Raw genomic sequence first — 23,424 nt, forward strand, 5'->3', positions numbered from 1 at the left:
TTTTATTCTATAAAAATATTGTTATATGACTTTTTTAAAAGTTTTGTTTAGACTTAATTGTTTTTTTAAGCTGATTCTATTCAAATTAATTTATGGAGATAAGATTAGTTTTGGGAGAAATGTGACATTCAGAAAGCAATTTTCGCTTGTTATTGATGGTAAAAATGCAAAAGTAAACATTGGAGACAATGTTTTTTTTAATAATTTTTGCACGATAGCCGCAATGGAAAATATTACTATCGGAAAAAATACAATTTTTGGTGAAAATGTAAAAATCTACGACCATAATCATTTGTATAAGGACATCAATATTCCGATAAAAAATCAAGGCTATAGTACTTCTAAAATTATAATTGGTGAAAACTGTTGGATCGCGTCTAATGTTATGATCTTGAAAGGAGTAACTATTGGTAACCATGTTGTTATTGGAGCAGGAAATACTGTCTATAAAGATGTCCCAGATAATTCCGTTTTGCTTTCCAAACATGATCAAATACTAAAAAGCATATTGTAAGTATTACTAAAAAAAAATATTTCTGATTTTAGTATTCTACAAAATTTATAAAATTTTATAATGAAAATTCTTCATATAGATAATTCACTAGGAATGGGTGGCGCCGAAAAATTGATTCTAGATACGGTTCCTCTTTATCGAAAAGCTGGGATCGAGATGGATGTTTTGGTTATTTTGGATGATGATTTCCCATTCGCAAGGGAATTACAAAAGCTTGATTGTTGCAAATTATTCATTTTGAAAAAATCTAAAAACGAAAAAGATGTCTATAATCCAACCATGATTTTTAAGATAAAAAAAATCCTAAAAAATTATGATATTGCACATCTTCATGTTTTTCCATCATTATATTATGCCGTTTTCGCCAACTTACTGAATGGCTCTAAAACAAAATTAGTACTTACCGAACATAATACGTTGAATCGTAGAGTTGCTAACAAAATTTTTCGTCCAATAGAAAAATTTATCTACAATAATTATGAAAAAGTAATTTGCATAACCAAAGAAATTGAAATAAAATATCAAAAATATTTAGGCTTATCAGATAAATTGATGACAATCAATAATGGAGTTGATGTAAAAAAAATAGGAAAAGCACCTTCTCATGAAAGATCAAAGTTTGGTTATTCGGCTGAAGATAAGTTAATTATAATGGTTGCTAGATTTACAGATCAAAAAGATCAGGATACTGTTATAAAAGCTTTGAGCTTGCTTCCAATAGCCTATAAACTAATTTTAGTCGGAGATGGAAAACGTAGGGAAGAATTAGAAAAATTAGCTTTAGAGTTACAATTATTAGACAGGATTAATTTCTTAGGAATTCGTTCAGATGTTTATCCTTTATATAAAATGTCCGATATCGCAGTTTTATGTTCACATTGGGAAGGCTTTGGGCTTGCCGCTGTTGAGGCAATGGCTTGTGGGATTCCCATTATAGCAAGTAATGTTGATGGATTGGCACAAGTCGTAGAAAATGCAGGGATTTTATTTGATGCAGGAAATTCAAACCAATTAGCGGAAATCATATTCTCTCTGGAAAACAATGAGGAAAAGTATAAAAATGTGGTTCAGAAATGTGTTGTACGAGCAGAAGAATACGATATTGTGAAAATGGTAAATAAACATATAAAATTGTATGAATCTATAATGAAAATTAAAAAAAATAACTAGATTGCATTTAATTTTGCATAATATATTTTTACTAATATAAAATAATATTTTTAATGTTTTTACTTACTATTATATTTTGTTATGATTATGAAAACTAGGATAGTCCATGTTACACAAGGGTTTGGAGGCCTTTTTACTTATATCAGACAAATTGTTCAAAACATTGACCGTGAAAAGTTTGAATTTGAAATTGTAGCACCAGAAAATGCCGAGTGCAGAAAGTTTTGCGAAGATAATTTTGTTAAATATACAGTTATAAATTTTGAACGAAGCTTTAGTCCCTATAAAGATTTTTCTGGATTGATAAAATTATACCGATTTCTGAAAAAAAATAAACCACATTTAGTACATGTTCATAGTGCAAAGGGTGGTTTTTTAGGAAGGATTGCTGCTCATTTCGCAGGTGTAAAATCTATTTATACACCACATGGAATTTCTTATTTGGGCTTCACGGGTATCAAAAGAAACATATTTTTTTTACTGGAAGTTTATGCCAAATATTATACAAACTATGTCTTGGCTTGTTCTGAATCAGAAAGAAACAGATGCTTGTATGAAGTTGGTATTGCAGAAGAAAAAGTTACAGTCATATCCAATGCGATAGAAGTTAAAGATGAAGTTCCAAAAGATTCTAAGAATCCTACAAAATTGCATATTGGTGTTATTGCTAGACTGACATATCAAAAAAATCCAGTTTTCTTCGTAGAAATAGCAAATAAAGTTAAACAGATTTTCCCTGTTGCAGAATTTTCAATTTTAGGAGCGGGCATTCATGATTATTTGAAAGATCATGTTTTAGAAAAAATAGAAGAGTATAACCTCACAAATGATTTTAAAATCCATGAATGGGGCAGTTTCGAATCGGTTGATAAATATTTAAATACACTGGATATTTTTTTAATGCCGTCTGTTTTTGAAGGTTTACCATTTTCTTTACTCGAAGCAATGAATGAAGATTTGCTTTGTATTACTAGTAAATGTGATGGTTGTGCAGATGTTATAAATAACTATGAAAATGGATTTGCATGTATGGAACTCCCAGATTATGTAAAAGCAATACAAGTTGCAGTAAATAATCCTCAGTTAAAAAATACTCTAATAGTTCAAGCCAAAAAAGATTTACATAATAAGTATGACTTGACTGCATTTATTTACAAATTGGAAAATTATTATATGTCCGTTATCAACAACGAAAAAAAGCAGTAACAGTTCAAAACAGTATTTTTTTTATTCAATAAGCTAATTTCTGATTTAATTTAAATTTTATAAGATTTATGAATTATATTTTTGCTTCAATTAATATTTGGGACAATTGATTATAGGTATTGGGGGGTATTGCAATAAAAAACTCTATTTAAATTAATAATAAGGCAACAATTTGAAAAATATTTTCCTATTTTTGTAATAACAAAACTGAAACTTATGAAAACACAAAAAGTTGGTATTACTTTCTCTTCTTTTGATTTGCTTCACGCAGGACATATAAAAATGCTAGAAGAAGCAAAAACTGTTTGTGATTACCTAATCGTAGGGTTACAATTAGATCCAACATTTGATCGTCCTAACAAAAACAAACCTTCGCAATCTATTGTAGAACGTTATATTCAATTGAAAGCGTGCAAAGATGTGGATGAGATTATTCCATATAATACAGAGGAAGATCTTATGGATATCCTGCAATCTTTTGTTATAGATGTGCGTATCATTGGAAGCGATTACAAGGATAAAAATTATACAGGTAAAGATTATTGTGAAGAAAAGGGGATAGAAATTTTTTTCAATAAAAGAGACCATAGATTTTCTAGCTCAGCACTTAAAAAGGCTGTTTTTGAACAGGAATTAAAAAAACTTGACACTTCATTAGGTAAGTAGTAGATTATATGAAAATAAAAGAAACACCGCTTAAAGATTGTTATATTATTGAGCCTACTGTATTCGAAGATGATAGAGGTTATTTCTATGAGAAATATAATGAAAAGAAATTTGAAGAAATAACAGGTCTTAATGGGCATTTTGTTCAAGATAATATTTCGAAATCATCTTATGGAGTTCTCAGAGGTGTACATCTTCAAAAAGGAGAACATGCGCAAGCTAAGCTCGTATCATGTCTTGAAGGCAAAGTTTATGATGTTGCGGTAGATTTAAGAGAAGATTCTCCTACTTTTGGTAAATGGTTTGGAATAGAATTGACTCTTGAAAACAAATTGCAACTATATGTTCCAAGAGGTTTTGGTCACGGGTTTTCTGTTTTAAGCGAAACGGCTGTTTTTGCATATAAATGTGATAATTTTTATAATAAAGAATCAGAAGGAGGCGTTCTTTGGAATGATGAGGATATCAATGTTGATTGGAAGCTACCACTAGAAGATGTTGTTTTATCTGAAAAAGACGCAGTACTTACAAAGTTTTCTGAGCATAATTTTTAACTTAAATTGGGATTTAATTGTTAATAAATGTTATATTCGATATAAATATTTATAACCGTTATTAGATTCAGTTTAACGGGTAAAATTAGAAAGTTCAATTTCGTATTTTAGAATATGCCTCTTTATTTCTTTAAAAAATTAGCCAATTACTTATTATTGGTTGATTATATAATTGTAAATATATCCTTTCTTCTAGGGATTTGTATTTTTATTAATCCTTTTGAATTTTATGTAATCAAAGCTGATTACAAAACTCAATTGTTGATTCTTAATTTTTCCTGGTATATTATTTCAAAATTAGTCAAGTTATATTCTGAGACTTATTACAAAGATTCAGTGAAACAATTTAGTTCACTATTCACAGCGCTGTCAATTTTTATTGTTTTCTTTTTCTTTTATAATACATTAATCTATTCTGAATCTATAAGTATTTGGTTTACTGTAAAATATTTATTTTCTGTAATATCAATGATGGTTCTTGTAAGGATTGTTGTATTTCTAATAAGAAGAAAATACAGAATAAAAATCAGTAGAAAACTGAATACTGTCAATACTATTCTGATTGGTAAGAACAATTTTTCTAAAACAATTTTATCTAATGATGAGATTAGAGCTTCTATGGGAATTAGAGGCTTTTATTCTTTAGAGAGTACAGCCGAAAAAGGGAAGTATCTAGGAGATATTAATAAACTTTTCGATGATCTAGAAAACGAGAAAATTGATAATATTATTCTGTGCGACGATTCTATAGATGAGGATTTGTATAATGAGATTCTGCATGTTGCAGAGCATAAGATGCTTAGGATTTATATAGTCCCAGATTTTAAGTACATTAGTATGGGGCCTCATTCATTCGATATTATTCAAGGTGTGCCTTTCCTGAAGTTGATGAAAGAACCATTAACTAATCCCGAGAATCAATTCTTGAAAAGATTTTTTGATGTTGTTTTTTCACTACTAGTTATTGTTTTTATTCTTTCCTGGCTTATTCCAATAGTCGCTTTGATTATTAAATTGGAAAGCAAAGGCTCGGTTTTCTTTTTACAAAAAAGATCTGGAGTGAAAAATGAACCTTTTAATTGCATCAAGTTCAGAAGTATGACGGTTAATAGCCATTCGGACGTTAAGATGGCTAAAAAAGGAGATGCTAGAATCACAAAATTTGGAAAGTTTATTAGAAAAACAAGTATCGATGAGCTTCCTCAGTTTATCAATGTGTTAATAGGGAATATGTCTGTTGTAGGGCCAAGACCACATATGCTTTCTCAAACCAATCAATATTCTAAGATTACTAGAAAGTATATGTTAAGGCATATTGTAAAACCTGGTATTACCGGATGGGCACAAGTTATGGGGTCGCGTGGAGAGATATTTTCTGACAGAGATATGGAAAAAAGAATAGAAAAAGACATCTGGTACATTCAAAATTGGTCCTTTTTTCTAGATTTGAAAATAGTTTTTCTAACCTTCTATAATATAGTCAAAGGAGACGAGCAAGCTTATTAAAATTTCTTGTTTAAATACAATCTAAATAGAAAGAACCAAAATTTTGGTTCTTTTTTTATTCCTAAATTTGCAACTTCAAATTTTTACGAATGCGCACAAAATCAACAGGTAAGAAAAAAATTAATATCGTAACACTTGGGTGTTCCAAAAATGTCTATGACTCAGAAGTTTTGATGGGGCAGCTAGAGGCTAATGGTAAAAAAGTGGTACACGAGGAAAAAGGAGATGTTGTAGTAATTAACACCTGCGGATTCATAGATAATGCAAAAGAGGAAAGTATCAATACAATTCTAGAATATGTTGAACTGAAAAATCAAGGTGTTGTTGAGAAAGTTTTCGTAACGGGATGTCTTTCCGAAAGATATAAACCAGATTTGATTCGTGAGATTCCAGATGTTGATCAATATTTTGGAACTCGTGATTTACCAATTTTATTAAAACATCTTGGTGCAGATTATAAACATGAATTGGTGGGGGAGAGATTGACTACCACGCCGAAACATTACGCTTATCTCAAAATTTCTGAAGGTTGTGACAGGCCTTGCTCTTTCTGTGCAATCCCGTTGATGAGAGGTAATCATATTTCTACACCAATCGAAAAATTAGTAATTGAGGCTCAAAAATTAGCTAAAAAAGGCGTGAAAGAATTAATCTTGATTGCTCAGGATTTGACTTTCTATGGACTTGATATCTATAAGAAAAGAGCTTTGGGGGAATTGCTTCAAGAACTTATCAAAGTTGAAGGAATCGAGTGGATTAGACTTCACTACGCTTTTCCGACAGGTTTCCCAGAGGATGTTTTGGATATTATCAGAACAGAACCGAAAATATGTAATTACATCGATATTCCGCTTCAGCATATCAATACAGAGTTGTTGAAGGCTATGAAACGTGGAACAACTTTCGAAAAAACCAATGCTCTTCTTGATAAATTCCGCGAGAAAGTTCCAGATATGGCTATCAGAACAACTTTGATTGTTGGTTTTCCAGGTGAAACAGAAGAAAAGTTTGAAGAATTGAAACAATGGGTTAGAGATCAGAGATTTGACCGTTTAGGGTGTTTTACTTATTCTCATGAGGAAAATACAACAGCTTATGTTTTGGAAGATAATATTCCGGATGATGTAAAACAAAGTAGAGTAGAGGAGATTATGGAAATCCAACAACAGATCTCTTGGGAAAAAAACCAAGAGAAAGTTGGAAAAATTTTCAAATGTATCTTTGATAGAAAAGAAGGCGATTATTTTGTTGGTAGAACAGAGTATGATTCTCCAGATGTAGATAATACTGTTCTTGTTCCGGCTAAAGATGTTTACATCTCAATTGGTGAATTTGCTAATGTAAAAATAACTTCAGCAGAAGATTTTGATTTATATGGAGAACTAGTATAAACTCAATTTTAACTAATAATTAAGCCTTCACTTGTTGGAGGCTTTTTTGTTTTCTGTTAATTTTTTAATAGTTTTCGTTTAACTAATTGATATTTAGGGTTTTGTTGTTTTGTTGGATGCTTTTAATTTGATTTTACATAATAAATTATTGAATTATTATTAATTATTTGTTTTATTGATTATATAAATCATTATTTAGTGTATTAATTGAATAGTTTTAGCTAATATTTATTTTAAATTATCAATTAATTAATATTTTTAAAATTATAACTTTTAAAGATAATTATTAATGTATTGATTTTATTTGTTTTACGGTTGTTGGTGGTTTTATTGTTTGTTCAATTAATTAACAAAATGCAAATTATATTAACATTTTTTAACAAACTCTGTGATTTACTTACAGTAGGTAGTTGTAGAGGTTTTGTATTTTGATTTTTGCCCAATCCAGGCTGGTTTCCGCAAGAAATGAGGTTCGAAAAGTCATTACCGGTATCTTTGCGGAGTCAAAACCCAATAAATATTCAAAATGATAAAAAGAGTTATTCTCGTAATCATAATGATGATTTCAACACTTGGCATTTATTCCTTCAAGAGTTATGCCACAGATGCCAAAACAAGTTTTGCATCGTACTACCACGATAAGTTTAATGGTAGAAAAACAGCAAGCGGAGAAATTTTCAGTAACAGTGCTTTAACCGCTGCTAACAAAACACTTCCTTTTGGGACAGAAGTAAAAATTACTAATTTGATTTCTGGGAAAAGTGTTGTAGTGAAAGTAAACGATAGAGGCCCTTACCACTCATCTAGAGCCTTTGATCTTTCTAAAGCTGCATTTGATTCAATTGGTGACCTAAGAAAAGGAACCATCGCTATTGAATACGAAATTATCGACTAAGATTACCTTAATTAAATTAAAACCGCCAATCAAAATTTTGATTGGCGGTTTTTTTATTGCTTAAAATTTATACTCGAGCTTGTTCTAACGAAGTCATTTTGTTTAATAGTTGTTTCTTCATTAGGAAATATTTTCTTCCAATATAGAAATGCAGACTATTAACTGCAAAAAACAATTGCTGAAGATTAGTATTCAGATATTCATTTTGATTAAAATACAATACGTCATTATTAATGTAAAATTCTAAATCTTTTCTGTTTTGCTCATTGATTTCTTCGTTGAGTAAAGATTCATTTAGAATATCTTTTAATTCTTCTTTTAATTTTGATTCCAAAGTTTTCAGATTGTTGAAGTTCTTTTTGATTTTCTCAAAAGGCGTAGTTGTGCTTACAAACTCTAAAGCTTTGCTCAAATCTCTGAATAGATTGAATTTTTCTTCGTAGATTTTATCATAATCCAAAAGCTCGGAAAACTGATTTCTCATCTCGTCTTCTTGATTCTGGTTTTTTGCTAGACCTGCGAAATAATGATAAATATTAATATCATTCTGAGTGATTTTCTCTTTCAGTATTTTTATTTGATTTTCAAGGATTGGAATTAGTGTTTTAGCTTCGTTGGCTTTATACTTTTTTCCATCATAGTCAAACGTTTTAATCACATAAGTTTTGTCAGCGATAGAATTAATAACATTTTTATCATTCTCCAAAGCGATTAAGGTGTAAACATCTTCCACTTTGTCTTTGGAGAAAAGATCTTCGAATTTATCAATGATTGGCGAAGTATTGTCCAGGCTCAAATCAAATGGATTAGGATTTTTATTATCGTAATAATTATTGAAAATTTTATTAAAAGTTCCCTTGTTGTAGTTTTCTTTAAATTCAATTTTGAAAGTTTCAAAGTCCAAATCAAATTGTGTCTTTTCATTTTCTACATTTGAAAAAAGCTTTGCCGTTAGTTTCTCATCAGTCGCTTCGAAGTTTTTGAACAAAGTTTTTGCAGGAGAGTTATCTGCATCTTTTGTGATAGCGAGTTTTTGTAATCTGACAATTCTGTCTTCTGTTGAAGGGTGAGAAGCCCATTGATTTTCTATATTTAATTTTGATTTATTAAAAAGACCAGACTCTGTTGATTTTACAACCGGTAAATCGTTTTTGAAATCAAGTTCGTTTTCATTAGCGTAAAAGTTCATGACATAGAAGTGTTCTCTGTAGATGTTTTTGCTTGATTTGTTTTCAGGGATTTTGCTGTTGTAAAAATTGATAACAGCATTGTAAGAATTGTCTGCCAAATCCATTCTCATAAGCGATTCTTCCAAGGCTAAAGAACCAGCAATGTTGGCAGCAACTTCGTCCGCGTGAAATTCCATTTCTCGGGAAAGTGCCATATGACGGATGTTTACAAAAGAGTACATCTTTGTAAGAATCCATTTTATTCCTTGGGTTATCTTAATCGCTAATTCTGCAAAGAAGGCAAAAAATCCACTCGCACTAGCCCAACCTTTTACGGTGTTTTCATAGGATTCATCTTCATTGACTAAGTTGAAAATGATTTGATTAACGTTATAGACGTAACTTCCTACTTTCATAGATCGTTGAGGAAAGTGCCCGAATTCGTGCGCTAAAATGGCTTTGAGTTCTTGCTTTGTACAAGTGTTGACAAGCCCAATTCCAATTACTAGATTTTTTTTGATAGGCAAAAACATACTCCAAAAATTAGAATCATAGAAAACGCTGGCGTTGACATCATAAGCCAAGTAAACTTTTTTGGGAAAGTCTGTTCCGGCTTCTTTGACGATTTCGTCTATCATCTGAAAAAGTTGTGGCTCATCATTTCTATTAATTTCAGTTAGATTGCTTCGGTCGTTTATGTGTTGTTTGAATAGAAATTTTATTAAAAAATAAGAAATTAAAACGCCCAAACTTGCTAATCCAATACCTAACATCACTGTGAAAAACATAGGTTTTATGCTGATTATCCAAAGCCCCGCTGCAATACAACCAATGGTTAAAGCAATGGCGGAAAAGAATAATAAAATGTAAACAATAATGAATAGAACAATAGCAATAATTGCTGATGTGCTTTTTTTCTTAAACTCTGGAGAAACCTGAATAAACATAAAGGGAATTAATTTTTCAAAAAAATTAAGAATTAAACTCTATTTTTTCGAATATATTTAATTAATTGTTTAAGAAATTTTCACAAAAAAAACCGCTCAGAAAATCTGAACGGTTTAATTTATATTATTTCAGTAACTGATTGTTACATCATTCCTGGCATTCCGCCACCCATTGGCATTGCAGGCTCGTCTTTTTTAACTTCAGTGATAACACATTCAGTTGTTAAAAGCATTCCTGAAACAGAAGCCGCGTTTTCTAAAGCAACTCTTGTTACTTTAGTTGGATCAATGATTCCAGCTTCTAGCATATTTACATACTCGTCAGTTTTAGCATTGTAACCAAAATCTGCAGTTCCTTCTGCTACTTTAGCAACGATTACAGAACCTTCACCTCCTGCGTTAGCAACGATTTGTCTCAATGGTTCTTCAATCGCTCTTTTTACGATTTTGATACCAGTTGTTTCGTCAGCGTTATCACCTTGGAAGTTAAGAGCAGAAACCGCTCTTACTAAAGCAACACCACCACCAGCAACGATTCCTTCTTCAACTGCAGCTCTTGTAGCGTGAAGCGCATCATCCACTCTGTCTTTTTTCTCTTTCATTTCAACTTCTGAAGCAGCACCTACGTAAAGTACAGCAACACCTCCAGCTAACTTAGCCAATCTCTCCTGAAGTTTTTCTCTATCATAATCAGAAGTTGTAGTTTCCATCTGAGCTTTGATTTGAGAAACTCTTCCTTTGATTTGAGCTTCGTCACCACCACCGTTTACGATAGTTGTATTGTCTTTATCAATAGAAACTTTTTCAGCAGTTCCCAACATTTCGATCGTTACATTTTCCATTGTGAAACCTCTTTCTTCAGAAATTACAGTTCCACCTGTCAAGATTGCGATGTCTTCCAACATTGCTTTTCTTCTATCTCCGAAACCTGGGGCTTTTACAGCAGCAATTTTAAGAGAGCCTCTCAATTTGTTTACTACTAAAGTTGCCAAAGCTTCACCTTCAACTTCTTCAGAGATAATTAGTAAAGATTTTCCACCTTGTGCAACTGGCTCAAGAACTGGTAATAATTCTTTCATAGAAGAGATTTTTTTCTCAACCAAAAGAATGTAAGGATTATCTAATTCTGCAACCATCTTCTCAGGATTAGTTACAAAATAAGGCGATTGGAAACCTCTGTCAAACTGCATACCTTCTACAACATCTACAGTTGTGTCGATACCTTTTGCTTCTTCTACAGTGATTACACCTTCTTTTCCAACTTTTCCAAAAGCTTCAGCGATTAATGAACCGATAGTTTCGTCGTTATTTGCAGAAACGGAAGCAACTTGTTTTACTTTTTCTGTAGAATCACCCACAGTTTGAGATTGAGATTTAAGGTTTTCAACTACTGCAGAAACAGCTTTGTCAATTCCTCTTTTAAGATCCATTGGGTTAGCACCCGCAGCTACATTTTTAAGACCTTCTCTTACGATAGCTTGTGCCAAAACTGTAGCGGTAGTAGTACCGTCTCCAGCGATGTCATTGGTTTTAGAAGCCACTTCTTTCACCATTTGAGCACCCATATTTTCTACTCTATCTTCTAGTTCTATTTCTTTTGCAACAGACACACCATCTTTAGTTACGTGAGGAGCACCGAAAGATTTTTCGATTACTACGTTTCTACCTTTTGGTCCTAAAGTTACTTTTACTGCATTAGCCAATGCGTCAACACCTCTTTTAAGAGCGTCTCTTGATTCAATATCGAATTTTATTTCTTTTGCCATTTTTAAAATGTATTATTATATGATGTACAAAGTAAAATGTACTTTTTTGTTTAATTAATTTGATGGGTTGTCTCAAAATACTTTGTACGTTGTACAAGGTATTTTTTACAAATCTTAGCCAATTATTCCTAAAAGATCTCCTTCTTTTACAATTAGGTAATCCTTTCCTTCGAATTTCAGTTCAGTTCCAGAATATTTTCCATAAAGTACTTTGTCGCCTACTTTTACGGTAGTTGGTTCGTCTTTTTTTCCAGGCCCTACAGCTACTACAGTTCCTTCTTGTGGTTTTTCTTTTGCCGTGTCTGGGATGATAAGTCCAGATGCTGTTTTAGTTTCTGCAGGTGTTGGTTCTACCAAAACTCTGTCCGCTAATGGTTTGAAATTTACTGACATAATTATATTTTGATTTTAATATTATTCTTCATTGTTATTCTCCAACAATGTGCCAAATGAGACAGAAGTTAGAACTTAGAAGTTAGAAGTTAGATTTGGCAGAGTTTTGTTTTTTATTGCTGAAATTTTGGCAGAAAAAAAGTCATTCAATCGAATGACTTTGTAGTGTTGTTTGTAGTTTTTATCTTTTCCCTGCAGCTTGCATTGGGTTTACTCTTCCACTTGCACCGCCTCTTGCAGTTTCTTTTTGAGCCTGTTTGAAAATCTGGAATTTCGAAGGTGTTTCTGTTGAAGCAGTTGCTGCCCAATAGTTATTAGAAGTGTCAATATCAGCTGTTTCTTTCATTGGGTCCAATTGAATCGATTTTATTTTTTTATCGAAATAATAGGTTTTAGAAACCTTTTGCTCGTTCGATCTCCAGATTTGAACATTGATTTTATCATTCAGTTTAGTTCCATCTTCAAAAGTAAATTCCAGAATAATTGGCATTACTAGTCCTCCTTTATTAGTGAAATCTATTTGGTATGCAGTAATGTTTTTATTAATTCCGTTTGTTTTATCTTTTGTAGACAATTTTTCAGAAGCTTCAGTTTTTAAAGTATATTCTTTTGAAGTGTCAACTTTTTCTTGTCCTCGGTCATATTTGTAATAAAAATCCTGAACATCTTTGTCTCCGTCCACATAGAATTTGATGTTTTTATCTTCTTTGTTTCTGACTTTAGAAATATCTTCAAATTCATTCAGAAGTGGTGCGTCAGTTTTGTATTTGGTTTCTTTCGCTTCTTTTGGAATCGCATCAAAATCCGGCGTTGCGACAGTCACTTTATCAATTGCAATATCTACTGGATCTGTACTGTAAAACCAGCCTCTCCAAAACCAATCGAGGTCTTCGCCACTTGCATCTTCCATTGTTCTGAAAAGATCTGCCGGTTCCGGATGACGGAATGCCCATCTTTTTGCATATGTTTTGAAAGCTTTGTCAAACAATTCTCTTCCCATAATAGTTTCACGTAAGATGTTGAGTCCAGTCGCCGGTTTGGAATAAGCATTTGGTCCAAATCTCGCAATGTTTTCAGAATTAGTCATGATTGGCTCTAGTTCGTCTTTCGGAAGTTTCATATAATCTACAATTGTCCAAGCTGGTCCACGTTTGGAAGGGAATTTATTATCCCATTTTTCCTCAGTAAGATATTCAACAAATGTATTAAGACCTTCATCCATCCAAGACCATTGTCTTTCGTCGGAATTGATGATCATCGGGAAAAAGTTGTGCCCTACTTCGTGGATAATTACACCAAGCATTCCGTTTTTGATAGCTTCAGAATAAGTTCCGTCTTTCTCGGTTCTTCCGTAATTGAAACAGATCATTGGGTATTCCATTCCGTTGGAAGCTTCTACAGATTGCGCCACTGGATATGGATAAGGAATAGTGAATTCTGAGTAAGTTTTAATCGTATGAGCAACCGCTTTTGTTGAGAATTTTCTGTACAATCCATAAGCTTCTTTTCCGTAGAAACTCATCGCCATTACTTTGTTGTTGTTTTCAGGAATGGTAACTCGCATTCCGTCCCAAACAAATTTTCTTGATGATCCCCAAGCAAAATCACGAACATCATTCGCTTCGAATTTCCATATTTTTCTTTCCTTAGATTTAGATTTTTCAGCTTTTTTAGCTTCGTCTAATGTTACAATTTCTATTGGTTCGTTTGAGTTTTCCGCTTGCTTATATCTTGCCAATTGAGCTGATGTCAAAACTTGGTCGTAATTTTTACATTCGCCAGTTCCACCAATAATGTGATCTGCCGGAACATTCATAGAAACTTTAAAGTTTCCGAAAACCAAAGCAAATTCTCCACGACCGGTAAACTGATGATTCTGCCACCCGTGGAAATCGCTGTAAACACACATTCTCGGATACCATTGTGTCATTGTGTAAAGATCGTTGCCATCTTCTGGGAAATTTTCATAACCGCCACGACCTCCTTTTTCCATACGATTTGGGATGTTGTAATTCCAATCTACTTTGAAAGTGAATTTCTCCCCAGCTTTCAACGGTTTTTCAAGATCGATTCTCATCATCGTTTTATTAACAACATATTTGATAGGAGAGCCTTTGCTATCTGTTACTTTTTCAAGATTTACACCATAGCCATCATCTTTTGCAGGAAGATCAGAGGTTTTTAATTTATCAATATTGGCTCCTTTTGGTAGGGTAGAAGAAGATGGATAATCGGCATTTTTGACAGAAGATTGTTGATTCTCATCTAGTTGTAGCCAAAGATATTCTAGTTCGTCGGGAGAATTATTGTAATAAGTAATCGTTTCGGAGCCTTTTAGATTTCTTTTGTCTTCGTTCAGATATGCTGTGATGTCATAATCTGCACGTTGCTGCCAGTATTGATTTCCGGGCGCTCCAGAAGCTGTTCTATAAGTATTTGGAGTTGGTAGGATTGTTCCAAGTTGTTCGAATTTGTTTCCGTGATTACTCCCTGGATTATTTTGAATGTTTTGTGCGCCAACAAAAGCACAAGCGAGTAATAACCCTAAAATTTTTAATTTCATTATTGATAAATTAATGGCTGATAAAATCTATAAGTAATCAAATTTATGAAAAAGTTACTAATAAAATTGAATAGAAATCTTATTATTAATGATGTTTATTCAAAGATTAATTAGAAAACCAAAGTTTTTCACCTTCTAAAACTAAAGGGCTTGGGAAATTATTAGTAAACAAACCTCCAGTTCCCAAACCCTGTGGCATCGGATTTTTTTTGGTGTAAGTGTATTGTGCAATGGCATTCAGTCCAATATTGCTTTCCAAAGCAGATGTAATCCACCAACCGATATTTTGTTTTTCTGCTAAATCTATCCAATCATCAGAACCAGAAAATCCGCCAATCAAACTTGGTTTTAGAATAATATATTGAGGACTGATTTCTTTTAGCAGTTCTTTTTTGGAATCTGTATTCAAAACGCCGATTAACTCTTCGTCCAAAGCAATTGGAGTAGGAGAGGTTCTACAAAGTTCTGCCATTGCGTCCCAATTTCCAGCTTCAATAGGTTGTTCGATAGAGTGGATGTCTAAGTCTGCTAATTCTTGTAAAACAACTTTTGCTTGCTCTGGAGAAAAAGCGCCATTTGCATCTACCCGAAGTTCGATTTGATCTTTCGAAAATTTCTTTCTCAGAGATTTTAATATTTCTTTTTCAGAATCCCAATCAGTTCCGATTTTCAGTTTGATACAAGAAAAATTGTCTCTAATTTTTTCCTCGATTTGAGATTGCATATAGTTTACATCTCCCATCCAAATGAGTCCATTAATTTTAATCGAGTCTTTTCCTTCTGTAAAATCACTAGGGAAATACAAATCGCCCTGATGTTCCAAATTACGTAAAGCTTGTTCAATTCCAAAAATAATCGAAGGATGATTGATGAGTTCTTCTTTTAATTCTTCCAAACTCAAATTGATATTACGACAAGCCCATTCCAAAGCATTTTCATAATCATCATCGTCATCAAAACTCAATCCGCGGAAAAGAGCACATTCGCCTATTCCTTTTTTATCATCTTCATAGATTTCTATGAAATAAGTTTCTTTTGTGTTGAGAACGCCTCTGGAAGTTCCGCTTGGACGTTTGAAATCAAGAATGTATTGATGGAATTTTGCAGTCTTCATTTTGCAAAAATAAGAAAAGACCGAGGAAATCGGTCTTTTTTGTATTCTTTAAATTATTCTTAATTTTTATCGACAGCTTTTGCCATAAATTCTTCGGCTTTGGTAACCATTGCTGCACTTCCGCAGAAAAAAGGAACACGTTGATGTAATTCTGTTGGCTCTATTTCCATAATTCTTTTGAAACCATCGCTGCATTTTCCGCCGGCTTGTTCTGTCAAAAATGCCATTGGATTAGCTTCGTAAAGTAATCTTAATTTTCCTTTTGGAGATTGTGAAGTTTGAGGATAAATATAAATTCCACCTTTCAGCATATTTCTATGGAAATCGGAAACTAGAGAACCGATGTATCTAGAAGTGTAAGGTCTGTCGCCTTCTTCTTCCTGACAATATTTGATGTAATCTTTTACGCCTTGAGGAAACTTAGCATAATTTCCTTCATTTATAGAATAGATTTTTCCAGAAGTCGGGAATTTGATGTCTTTATGAGAAAGGTAATAAGTTCCTATGGATGGATCTAGTGTAAACCCATTTACGCCGTTTCCTGTTGTATAAACAATCATTGTAGAAGAGCCGTAAACGACATAACCAGCAGCCACTTGATTTACGCCTTTTTGTAAAAAATCTCTTAGTTCAACTGGGCTTCCAGGATCAGAAACTCTTCTGTAGATAGAGAAAATAGTTCCTACAGAAACATTTACATCGATGTTTGAGGAACCGTCAAGTGGATCAATCAAAACAACATATTTGCTAAGGTGTGCATTGTCGGTACATTTAACTTCAATGAAATCATCGCTTTCTTCCGAGGCAATTCCGCAAACAACTTCTCTTTGAGACAATGCAGCTATGAAAATGTCGTTAGCTAAAACGTCCAATTTTTGTTGTTCTTCTCCTTGGATGTTTTCGGTTCCAACTTTTCCAATAATGTCAGCAATTCCAGCTTTGTTCACTTCTCTATTAACAATTTTTGTTGCAATTCTTATAGAACTGATAAGGCGAGAAAGTTCTCCTGTAGAATACTTAAAATCATCCTGTTTTTCAATTATGAACTCTCCTAAGGTTTGTAAAGCTTGATGTGACATATTTTGGTTAATTTGATTTTCTACAAAACTAATTTTTTTTTTCAATTAAATGAAACAAGATTTATCGATTTTTGATGATACTTGTCATAAATGTATTAATATGGTTTCATTATCTCAATTTGAAGCATTGAAAATAATAACACTGATTTTTATATTCCGTTCATTATTAATATTTTTGAAAGTTAATAATTGATTAACGGCTTCTTAATTTTTAATAAAAAAGTTTAACGGTAAAAATCTAATGAAAGTTTACAAATTTGGTGGTGCATCTGTTAAGGATGCAGAAGGTGTGAAAAATGTGGCCTTGGTTCTAGAAACTCAAGGGTTTGAGAAATGTTTGGTTGTAGTTTCTGCAATGGGAAAAACGACAAATGCGTTGGAAAAAGTAGTAGAATATTACTTCAAGAAACAGGATTATCAAGCAGAAATTGAATTGATCAAGAAAAATCACATCGATATTGCCAAGGGTTTATTTTCAGAAGGTCATGCTGTTTTTGGAGAAATCACATTATTTTTTGATGATATTGATTCTTTTTTGAGAAGAAACAAATCACCTAATTATAACTTCGTTTATGATCAGGTTGTAAGTTGCGGAGAAATGATTTCTTCTAAAATTCTAAGTGAGTATCTTAATGATATTCAGTTTTTTAACCATTGGTTGGATGCGAGAGATTATATCAAGACCGATGCGAGTTACAGAGAAGGAATTGTTAACTGGCAGGAAACAGAGCAGAATATTTCTAAATTAGATAAAATCAACTGTTATGTAACTCAGGGATTTATCGGTTCGGAAAGTAATAATTTTACAGTAACTCTTGGAAGAGAAGGTTCCGATTACACAGCCGCGATTTTCGCATATTGCCTTAATGCTGACGAAATGACAATCTGGAAAGACGTTCCAGGTGTAATGACCGGCGATCCTAGAAAATTTGAAAATGTAGAATTGTTGTCTTTCATTTCTTACGAAGAGGCAATTGAGATGGCTTATTATGGAGCTTCGGTAATTCACCCAAAAACACTTCAGCCACTTAAACAGAAGAATATTCCGTTTTTTGTAAAGTCTTTCGTAGAACCTAAAAAACCAGGAACCAAAGTTGGAAATTCTGAGGAAAATGAATTGATCGAGAGTTATATCCTAAAAGAAAATCAAACCTTATTGAATGTAGAAACCCGTGATTTTTCCTTTATTGCAGAGGATCATATGAGTTTGATATTTGCGCTTCTTGCTAAATATAAAATTAAAGTTTCTTTGATGCAGAACTCTGCGATTTCATTAGCTTTATGTTTGGAAGATAAATTTGGAACCGCCAATGATTTTAATGAAGAATTACAGCAGAGTTTCATCACGCAAATGACGAAAAATGTATCCTTGTTTACTGTCAGAAATGCAGAATTAGACCAATTAGATCAATTTTATAAAGACAAAAAAGTACTGCTGGAGCAGATTTCCAAAAAAACCTTCCAAATGGTAACCCTGTAAAAACACTATGAGTTTAATTTCTAAAGAAGATTTGATAAAAGCAGCAGGACTCGATAAAATTGGTTTTCTTAAAAGACCAGTTGCGTCAGCAATTATGAATCTTACTAAAATAAATGAAGTCAACAATCTTTATAATAAACTGATTCATACCAAAGGTGTGCAGTTCTTTGATGAGTTCATCAGAGAGCAGGAACTCAGTTATATCGTTTTCGAAGAAGACTTGGCAAAAGTTCCCAAAACAGGACCTTTTATCATTGTTTCCAATCATCCGCTTGGCGCTTTGGATGGGATTTTGATGTGCAAAATTTTGTTACGCGTTCGTCCAGATTTTAAAGTGATGGGGAATTTTCTTTTGTCGAAAATTAAACCAATGGAACCTTTCGTGATTTCTGTGAATCCGTTTGAAGGTAGGAAAGATGCTTTTAATAGTTCTTCTGGGATGAGAGAAACTTTCAAACATTTGGAAGAAGGTGGCTGTATTGGTATTTTTCCAGCTGGTGAAGTTTCCAATAAAAATAATGAATACGGCGAAGTTCTGGACAGACCTTGGGGGAAAATTGCTTTGAAGATTATCAAGAAAGCTAAAGTTCCTGTAATCCCAATGTATTTCCACGCGACTAATAGCAAAATGTTTTATAACGTTTCCAAGTTGCATCCAGATTTACAGACATTGATGTTGCCAGCAGAAATGATGCGCAAAAGAGATAAACCAATCCGAATCCGAATTGGAAAACCTATTTCTGTAAAACAAATTGAGGAAGAAGAAACAATAGAGGAATTAGGCGATTATCTTTATAATAAGGTTTATATGCTGAAGTCTTATTATGAAAAAAGAAAAAGTATTACGGAGAAACTGAAACTTCCCAATATGTCTCTCAAGCTTCCTTTACAGAAACAGAATAATATTGTTCAAAATATTATAGACGAAACACCTGTCGAAGATATTATTACTGAAATAGAAAAGCTAAAAGTTGCCGAAAACAAAAAACTATTTTCTCACGGCGATTATGACGTTTTCTTTACAAAATCAGAAGAGATTCCATCGATAATGAGAGAAATCGGAAGGCAAAGAGAATTGACTTTTCGCGCAATTGGAGAAGGAACCAATCTGCCTTTTGACTTAGATGAATATGATAACCATTACCATCATCTTTTTCTTTGGGATAATGCAGGCAAAAAATTGGTTGGTGCGTACAGAATGGCTTTGGGATCCGAAGTAATGAAAAAGCACGGAATCGACGGATTCTACACCAGTTCTCTTTTCGAATACGATACAGAATTACAACCGTTTTTCCGAAAAGTAATAGAAATGGGTAGAGCTTATATCTCTATGGAGTATCAGCAAAAACCTTTTCCGTTATTCTTGCTTTGGAGAGGAATAGTTCACGTTTGTTTAAGAAATCCTGAGCACAAATTCCTAATGGGAGGCGTAAGTATCAGTAATAAGTTTTCCGAATTTTCTAAATCATTGATGATAGAATTTATGCGTTCTCATTATTATGATTCTGCGGTGGCGCAATATATTCATCCGAAGAACGAGTTCAAAGTGGTGATGAAAGAGCGTGATAAAGCTTTGTTCTTTGAAGATATGGATGCGGATCTTAATAAGCTCGATAAGATTATCGACGATCTTGAACCTGAACTGAGATTGCCTGTTTTGATTAAAAAATATATCAAACAAAATGCAAAAATGATTGCTTTCAATGTAGATCCAAACTTCAATGATGCGATTGATGGATTGATGTATATCAGGATAAGTGATCTTCCGGAAGATACAATCAAGCCTGTTTTGGAAGAGTTAAGCGATTTTTTCAAAGCTCAGACCGAAAAAAAATCTTCTGATAATCAATGATTTTAAATAAATGTGCGAAGAAATTCTAATATAATTTGCATTATAAGAATAAAGAATATACTTTTGCACCACTCAAAACAAAAAGAGTGATGGTTTCTTAGCTCAGTTGGTAGAGCAATGGATTGAAAATCCATGTGTCCCTGGTTCGATCCCTGGAGAAACCACTTAAAAACCGCCTTTGTTAGGCGGTTTTTTAAATAAAAAAATGAAATTAGTAGCAATCTAATTTGGATTATAAGAGTAAAGAGTGTATTTTTGCACCACTCAAAACAAAACAAGTAATGGTTTCTTAGCTCAGTTGGTAGAGCAATGGATTGAAAATCCATGTGTCCCTGGTTCGATCCCTGGAGAAACCACTTAAAACCGCCTAATTTAGGCGGTTTTTTTTGTTTGATAATATTATTGTCTATTTATTCGTTTTTGTAATGTGAAAATCTAGGTTTTTGAATTGATGATTTTCTCTTGAAGGTAAATCTAATATTTTTTCACAATAGCTTTTGATGTAAAAGTCTAATAGGAAGATTAGTTTTTCAGGTAATCCAAACTCCACACATCTTGTTGGGTTCAAAAAACTCCAAGGAAGTTTTTTAATATTTTTTTTTTTTGATTCATCTGTTATTATTGTGTATTCTCCTATGATTCCAAAATAATCATATTGTTGGATCGCGACTTCAAACATTTTGTCTGTTTTGTAAGTCATTAAAAAATAGTAATTCATTTGTTGAAATTTTTAGGTTAATTTCTCGAATGTACAACAGTGTTTATCGTTTAGTTTTTTTTTCTAAATATCAAAAAAAATCACCTACAAATAGAGGTGATTTATATTGTTACTTCAAATGAATTTATAATTTCTAAACTCTCACGGCATCTGGAACCATTATCTCATAATTCCCACCATACGAAATTATTTCTCTCACAATGCTACTGCTGATATAAGATTTCCCAGAAGAAGTCAAAAGGAAAATAGTTTCAACCGTATTTTCTCTGGTTAAAGCTCTGTTGGTTTGCGCAATCGACTTTTCGAATTCAAAATCGGCGGGATTTCTTAATCCTCTCAAAATGAAATTTACATCTTTACTTTTACAATAATCAATTGTTAAGCCTTCAAAATCATCAACTTCAACATTCGGGAATTTTTCAAACGTTTTTCTGATAAACTCTTTTCGTTGTTCCAAGGAGAACATGTATTTTTTCTGAGAATTCTTTCCGATGGCTATAATGATTTTGTCAAATAGCGGAACAGCACGTTCTACAATATCATAATGGCCAAGTGTAATTGGGTCAAATGACCCGGGAAAAACAGCAATTTTCATAGAAATTTTAAATTTTAGATTATGAATTTTAGATTTCTTAAATAATTTTAAATCTAAAATTTATCATTTATAATTATTTGTTAAGTGCTTTTTCTACCTCGTTTCCGCAAAGGTCTTTGATAGAGATTCCATAGATTTTTGCCTGTTGAGGAAGAATACTTGCCGGTGAAAACCCGGGGTTGGTATTCATTTCCAATAAGTGCGGGATTCCGTCAACGATAATGAATTCTGAACGGGAAAAACCACTCATTCCAAGAGATTTATAAGCTTTAATAGAAATTTCTTCAACTTTTTTTCTGGTTTCTTCATCAATTCTTGCCGGTGTAATTTCCTGAGAAGCACCTTCGTATTTAGCTTCATAATCAAAGAATTCTTTGTCTGGAACAATTTCAGTAATTCCTAAAACAATTACTTCTCCTTGATAATCCAAAACACCAACAGAAACTTCCATTCCATTTAATGCACTTTCGATAAGGATTTCGTCGTCTTCTTTATAAGCAAATTCGATTGCTGTTTGCAGTTCGCTTTTATCTTTGACTTTAGAAATTCCGAGAGAAGAACCGCTTTGATTAGGCTTAACAAAAACTGGAAGTTCTAATTTTTCTACAATTTCGTCATCAGAAATTTCCTCGCCTTTTCTTAAGTAAATACTTTTTGCGGAAGGAATTCCGTATTTTGATAAAACAGCTAACGTATCTTTTTTATTGAAGGTCAGTGCGCTTTGATAGAAATCACAACCGGTATATTTTTGACCAACAGCATCCCAATAAGCTTGTATAATTCCATTTTCGCCAGGTGAACCGTGGATGGTATTGAAACAAACGTCAAAGTTAAGAATGTCTCCATCACCGATGTTGACGGAAAAATCTGCTTTATTAATGAATTTTTTTCTGTCGTTCTCGTCTAATAAATACCATTCATCTTTTAAAATAACCACTTTATAAACATCATAAAGTTCACGGTCAAGTGAATCAAAAATCAATTGTCCGCTTTTTAAAGAAACTTTGTATTCATCAGAATAACCGCCCATTACAACGGCTACATTTTTTTTGCTCATTTCAAATTTTTCTTAAAAACAAATGTAAAGATTTTATGAAAAAATCTATGATTAAATCTATCAAAATTTAAAGATGCGAAATGAATTGTAAAAATCAAAAAAATACGAAGGCACAAAAGACTATGAAAAATGTAGTTGTATTTAAGGCACAAAGTTTTAGAAAATCAAAGATTTTAGTGCCTTAAAACATTTCAATCTTAAAAGAAAAACATTGTGTCTTTATGTTAAAAAAATTTATATCAATAAAAGAATAATTTCAAATACGGCCAATAAATCAAAGCGCCAACACAAATTGAAACAATAACAGAAAGCAGAACCGCGCCGCCAGACAAATCCTTGATGATTCCAATTCTTTGGTCAAATTCAGATTGTATATAATCACAGATTTTTTCGATACAAGTATTAACGGCTTCTGTAATTAAAACAACAAAACTTGTAATAAGAATCATGCAAGTTTCAAAAGGGTTAAGTCCAAAAAAAACGATCAGAAAAAGATTAATCATCAAACCAAAAACTTCGATTTGAAAATTGCGCTCGTTTCGCAAAATCCATACCAATCCCTTGATTGTAAATTGCACACTTTTATAAAATGGAGGTTTTTTCATTTTTAATTAAATAAAATTGATTTCTGATTCTATTCTTTGAAATCTTTGCTGAGTTTTACAGCATTGCGAACTTTAAAAATATTTTCAATAATTTCAAAAAAAATCTTCGCGGACTTTGCGTTTAAAAATTCAGCAATTATCAAATTTTCACAAAGTTATTCAAACTTATTTTACTCCAATTCAA

General features: G+C 32.6%; 20 protein-coding genes and 2 tRNA genes. 12 read left to right on the forward strand and 10 right to left on the reverse strand.

Going from position 1 to position 23,424, the window contains the following annotated elements:
- The first annotated feature begins 25 nt into the window (after nucleotides 1–25).
- The 8 genes from DRF58_RS00430 (at nucleotide 26) to DRF58_RS00465 (ending at nucleotide 7,902) form a co-directional block, all read left to right on the forward strand.
- Complete coding sequence (locus tag DRF58_RS00430; protein ID WP_116031579.1) at nucleotides 26–514, forward strand: acyltransferase; 489 nt, start codon at nucleotides 26–28, stop codon at nucleotides 512–514.
- Between the two features lie 60 nt (nucleotides 515–574).
- Nucleotides 575–1,684 carry a glycosyltransferase gene (locus DRF58_RS00435; RefSeq protein WP_116031582.1) on the forward strand — a complete coding sequence of 370 codons (1,110 nt, stop codon included), beginning with the start codon at nucleotides 575–577 and terminating at the stop codon, nucleotides 1,682–1,684.
- Between the two features lie 87 nt (nucleotides 1,685–1,771).
- Complete coding sequence (locus tag DRF58_RS00440; protein ID WP_162300298.1) at nucleotides 1,772–2,890, forward strand: glycosyltransferase; 1,119 nt, start codon at nucleotides 1,772–1,774, stop codon at nucleotides 2,888–2,890.
- Between the two features lie 216 nt (nucleotides 2,891–3,106).
- A complete protein-coding gene (locus DRF58_RS00445) occupies nucleotides 3,107–3,556 on the forward strand; it encodes an adenylyltransferase/cytidyltransferase family protein (protein ID WP_116031587.1) in 450 nt (149 codons plus the stop codon).
- An 8-nt stretch (nucleotides 3,557–3,564) separates the two neighbouring features.
- The gene (gene rfbC / locus DRF58_RS00450) at nucleotides 3,565–4,110 is read left to right on the forward strand and encodes a dTDP-4-dehydrorhamnose 3,5-epimerase (protein WP_116031590.1); all 546 of its coding nucleotides are present in this window, start codon (nucleotides 3,565–3,567) and stop codon (nucleotides 4,108–4,110) included.
- Nucleotides 4,111–4,224: 114 nt separating this feature from the next.
- On the forward strand, nucleotides 4,225–5,616 hold the full coding sequence (locus tag DRF58_RS00455) for an undecaprenyl-phosphate glucose phosphotransferase (RefSeq protein ID WP_116031592.1): 1,392 nt from the start codon (nucleotides 4,225–4,227) through the stop codon (nucleotides 5,614–5,616).
- 89 nt (nucleotides 5,617–5,705) lie between these two features.
- Nucleotides 5,706–7,007: a 30S ribosomal protein S12 methylthiotransferase RimO gene (gene rimO / locus DRF58_RS00460; RefSeq protein WP_116031595.1), complete on the forward strand. Its 1,302-nt coding sequence runs from the start codon at nucleotides 5,706–5,708 to the stop codon at nucleotides 7,005–7,007.
- Nucleotides 7,008–7,533: 526 nt separating this feature from the next.
- Nucleotides 7,534–7,902, forward strand: a complete 369-nt coding sequence (locus tag DRF58_RS00465) for a septal ring lytic transglycosylase RlpA family protein (protein WP_116031597.1) — start codon at nucleotides 7,534–7,536, stop codon at nucleotides 7,900–7,902.
- Between the two features lie 67 nt (nucleotides 7,903–7,969).
- On the opposite strand, the gene DRF58_RS00470 is transcribed toward DRF58_RS00465, so the two are convergent.
- The 6 genes from DRF58_RS00470 to fbp all read right to left on the reverse strand — a co-directional run bounded on the left by DRF58_RS00470 (nucleotide 7,970) and on the right by fbp (nucleotide 16,933).
- Nucleotides 7,970–10,018, reverse strand: coding sequence for a M48 family metalloprotease (locus DRF58_RS00470; RefSeq protein WP_116031599.1), 2,049 nt, complete (start codon nucleotides 10,016–10,018; stop codon nucleotides 7,970–7,972).
- Nucleotides 10,019–10,161: 143 nt separating this feature from the next.
- Nucleotides 10,162–11,784, reverse strand: a complete 1,623-nt coding sequence (gene groL / locus DRF58_RS00475) for a chaperonin GroEL (protein ID WP_116031601.1) — start codon at nucleotides 11,782–11,784, stop codon at nucleotides 10,162–10,164.
- 114 nt (nucleotides 11,785–11,898) lie between these two features.
- A complete protein-coding gene (locus DRF58_RS00480; RefSeq protein WP_074235464.1) occupies nucleotides 11,899–12,177 on the reverse strand; it encodes a co-chaperone GroES in 279 nt (92 codons plus the stop codon).
- 181 nt (nucleotides 12,178–12,358) lie between these two features.
- A complete protein-coding gene (locus DRF58_RS00485) occupies nucleotides 12,359–14,740 on the reverse strand; it encodes a M1 family aminopeptidase (RefSeq protein ID WP_116031603.1) in 2,382 nt (793 codons plus the stop codon).
- A 106-nt stretch (nucleotides 14,741–14,846) separates the two neighbouring features.
- Complete coding sequence (locus DRF58_RS00490; protein ID WP_116031605.1) at nucleotides 14,847–15,854, reverse strand: o-succinylbenzoate synthase; 1,008 nt, start codon at nucleotides 15,852–15,854, stop codon at nucleotides 14,847–14,849.
- A gap of 59 nt (nucleotides 15,855–15,913) precedes the next feature.
- Nucleotides 15,914–16,933 carry a class 1 fructose-bisphosphatase gene (gene fbp / locus DRF58_RS00495; RefSeq protein ID WP_116031607.1) on the reverse strand — a complete coding sequence of 340 codons (1,020 nt, stop codon included), beginning with the start codon at nucleotides 16,931–16,933 and terminating at the stop codon, nucleotides 15,914–15,916.
- A gap of 241 nt (nucleotides 16,934–17,174) precedes the next feature.
- Between fbp and DRF58_RS00500 the strand changes: the two genes are divergently transcribed.
- The 4 genes from DRF58_RS00500 to DRF58_RS00515 all read left to right on the forward strand — a co-directional run bounded on the left by DRF58_RS00500 (nucleotide 17,175) and on the right by DRF58_RS00515 (nucleotide 20,621).
- Entirely contained in the window at nucleotides 17,175–18,413 is a 1,239-nt protein-coding gene (locus DRF58_RS00500) for an aspartate kinase (protein ID WP_116031610.1), read from the forward strand.
- A 7-nt stretch (nucleotides 18,414–18,420) separates the two neighbouring features.
- Nucleotides 18,421–20,265, forward strand: coding sequence for a lysophospholipid acyltransferase family protein (locus tag DRF58_RS00505; RefSeq protein WP_116031612.1), 1,845 nt, complete (start codon nucleotides 18,421–18,423; stop codon nucleotides 20,263–20,265).
- A gap of 91 nt (nucleotides 20,266–20,356) precedes the next feature.
- Nucleotides 20,357–20,429: transfer RNA gene (locus tag DRF58_RS00510), tRNA-Phe, on the forward strand.
- A gap of 119 nt (nucleotides 20,430–20,548) precedes the next feature.
- A tRNA-Phe gene (locus DRF58_RS00515) sits at nucleotides 20,549–20,621 on the forward strand.
- 50 nt (nucleotides 20,622–20,671) lie between these two features.
- On the opposite strand, the gene DRF58_RS00520 is transcribed toward DRF58_RS00515, so the two are convergent.
- The 4 genes from DRF58_RS00520 to DRF58_RS00535 all read right to left on the reverse strand — a co-directional run bounded on the left by DRF58_RS00520 (nucleotide 20,672) and on the right by DRF58_RS00535 (nucleotide 23,240).
- Nucleotides 20,672–20,983 (reverse strand): hypothetical protein, encoded by a 312-nt coding sequence (locus DRF58_RS00520; protein ID WP_123902342.1) that lies wholly within the window; start codon nucleotides 20,981–20,983, stop codon nucleotides 20,672–20,674.
- Nucleotides 20,984–21,116: 133 nt separating this feature from the next.
- On the reverse strand, nucleotides 21,117–21,578 hold the full coding sequence (gene coaD, locus DRF58_RS00525; protein WP_116031616.1) for a pantetheine-phosphate adenylyltransferase: 462 nt from the start codon (nucleotides 21,576–21,578) through the stop codon (nucleotides 21,117–21,119).
- A gap of 73 nt (nucleotides 21,579–21,651) precedes the next feature.
- Entirely contained in the window at nucleotides 21,652–22,635 is a 984-nt protein-coding gene (locus tag DRF58_RS00530; protein ID WP_116031619.1) for a D-alanine--D-alanine ligase, read from the reverse strand.
- Nucleotides 22,636–22,874: 239 nt separating this feature from the next.
- A complete protein-coding gene (locus DRF58_RS00535) occupies nucleotides 22,875–23,240 on the reverse strand; it encodes a diacylglycerol kinase (protein ID WP_116031620.1) in 366 nt (121 codons plus the stop codon).
- Between the last annotated feature and the right edge of the window lie 184 nt (nucleotides 23,241–23,424).

It is taken from the genome of Epilithonimonas hispanica (assembly GCF_003385395.1).
Lineage (GTDB): Bacteria > Bacteroidota > Bacteroidia > Flavobacteriales > Weeksellaceae > Epilithonimonas > Epilithonimonas hispanica.

Bases quoted from the DNA above. Each gene is read 5' to 3' on its own strand.
- DRF58_RS00430 (WP_116031579.1), top strand. From the start codon at position 26: ATGACTTTTTTAAAAGTTTTGTTTAGACTTAATTGTTTTTTTAAGCTG.
- DRF58_RS00435 (WP_116031582.1), top strand. From the start codon at position 575: ATGAAAATTCTTCATATAGATAATTCACTAGGAATGGGTGGCGCCGAA.
- DRF58_RS00440 (WP_162300298.1), top strand. From the start codon at position 1,772: ATGAAAACTAGGATAGTCCATGTTACACAAGGGTTTGGAGGCCTTTTT.
- DRF58_RS00445 (WP_116031587.1), top strand. From the start codon at position 3,107: ATGAAAACACAAAAAGTTGGTATTACTTTCTCTTCTTTTGATTTGCTT.
- rfbC (WP_116031590.1), top strand. From the start codon at position 3,565: ATGAAAATAAAAGAAACACCGCTTAAAGATTGTTATATTATTGAGCCT.
- DRF58_RS00455 (WP_116031592.1), top strand. From the start codon at position 4,225: ATGCCTCTTTATTTCTTTAAAAAATTAGCCAATTACTTATTATTGGTT.
- rimO (WP_116031595.1), top strand. From the start codon at position 5,706: ATGCGCACAAAATCAACAGGTAAGAAAAAAATTAATATCGTAACACTT.
- DRF58_RS00465 (WP_116031597.1), top strand. From the start codon at position 7,534: ATGATAAAAAGAGTTATTCTCGTAATCATAATGATGATTTCAACACTT.
- DRF58_RS00470 (WP_116031599.1), bottom strand. From the start codon at position 10,018: ATGTTTATTCAGGTTTCTCCAGAGTTTAAGAAAAAAAGCACATCAGCA.
- groL (WP_116031601.1), bottom strand. From the start codon at position 11,784: ATGGCAAAAGAAATAAAATTCGATATTGAATCAAGAGACGCTCTTAAA.
- DRF58_RS00480 (WP_074235464.1), bottom strand. From the start codon at position 12,177: ATGTCAGTAAATTTCAAACCATTAGCGGACAGAGTTTTGGTAGAACCA.
- DRF58_RS00485 (WP_116031603.1), bottom strand. From the start codon at position 14,740: ATGAAATTAAAAATTTTAGGGTTATTACTCGCTTGTGCTTTTGTTGGC.
- DRF58_RS00490 (WP_116031605.1), bottom strand. From the start codon at position 15,854: ATGAAGACTGCAAAATTCCATCAATACATTCTTGATTTCAAACGTCCA.
- fbp (WP_116031607.1), bottom strand. From the start codon at position 16,933: ATGTCACATCAAGCTTTACAAACCTTAGGAGAGTTCATAATTGAAAAA.
- DRF58_RS00500 (WP_116031610.1), top strand. From the start codon at position 17,175: ATGAAAGTTTACAAATTTGGTGGTGCATCTGTTAAGGATGCAGAAGGT.
- DRF58_RS00505 (WP_116031612.1), top strand. From the start codon at position 18,421: ATGAGTTTAATTTCTAAAGAAGATTTGATAAAAGCAGCAGGACTCGAT.
- DRF58_RS00520 (WP_123902342.1), bottom strand. From the start codon at position 20,983: ATGAATTACTATTTTTTAATGACTTACAAAACAGACAAAATGTTTGAA.
- coaD (WP_116031616.1), bottom strand. From the start codon at position 21,578: ATGAAAATTGCTGTTTTTCCCGGGTCATTTGACCCAATTACACTTGGC.
- DRF58_RS00530 (WP_116031619.1), bottom strand. From the start codon at position 22,635: ATGAGCAAAAAAAATGTAGCCGTTGTAATGGGCGGTTATTCTGATGAA.
- DRF58_RS00535 (WP_116031620.1), bottom strand. From the start codon at position 23,240: ATGAAAAAACCTCCATTTTATAAAAGTGTGCAATTTACAATCAAGGGA.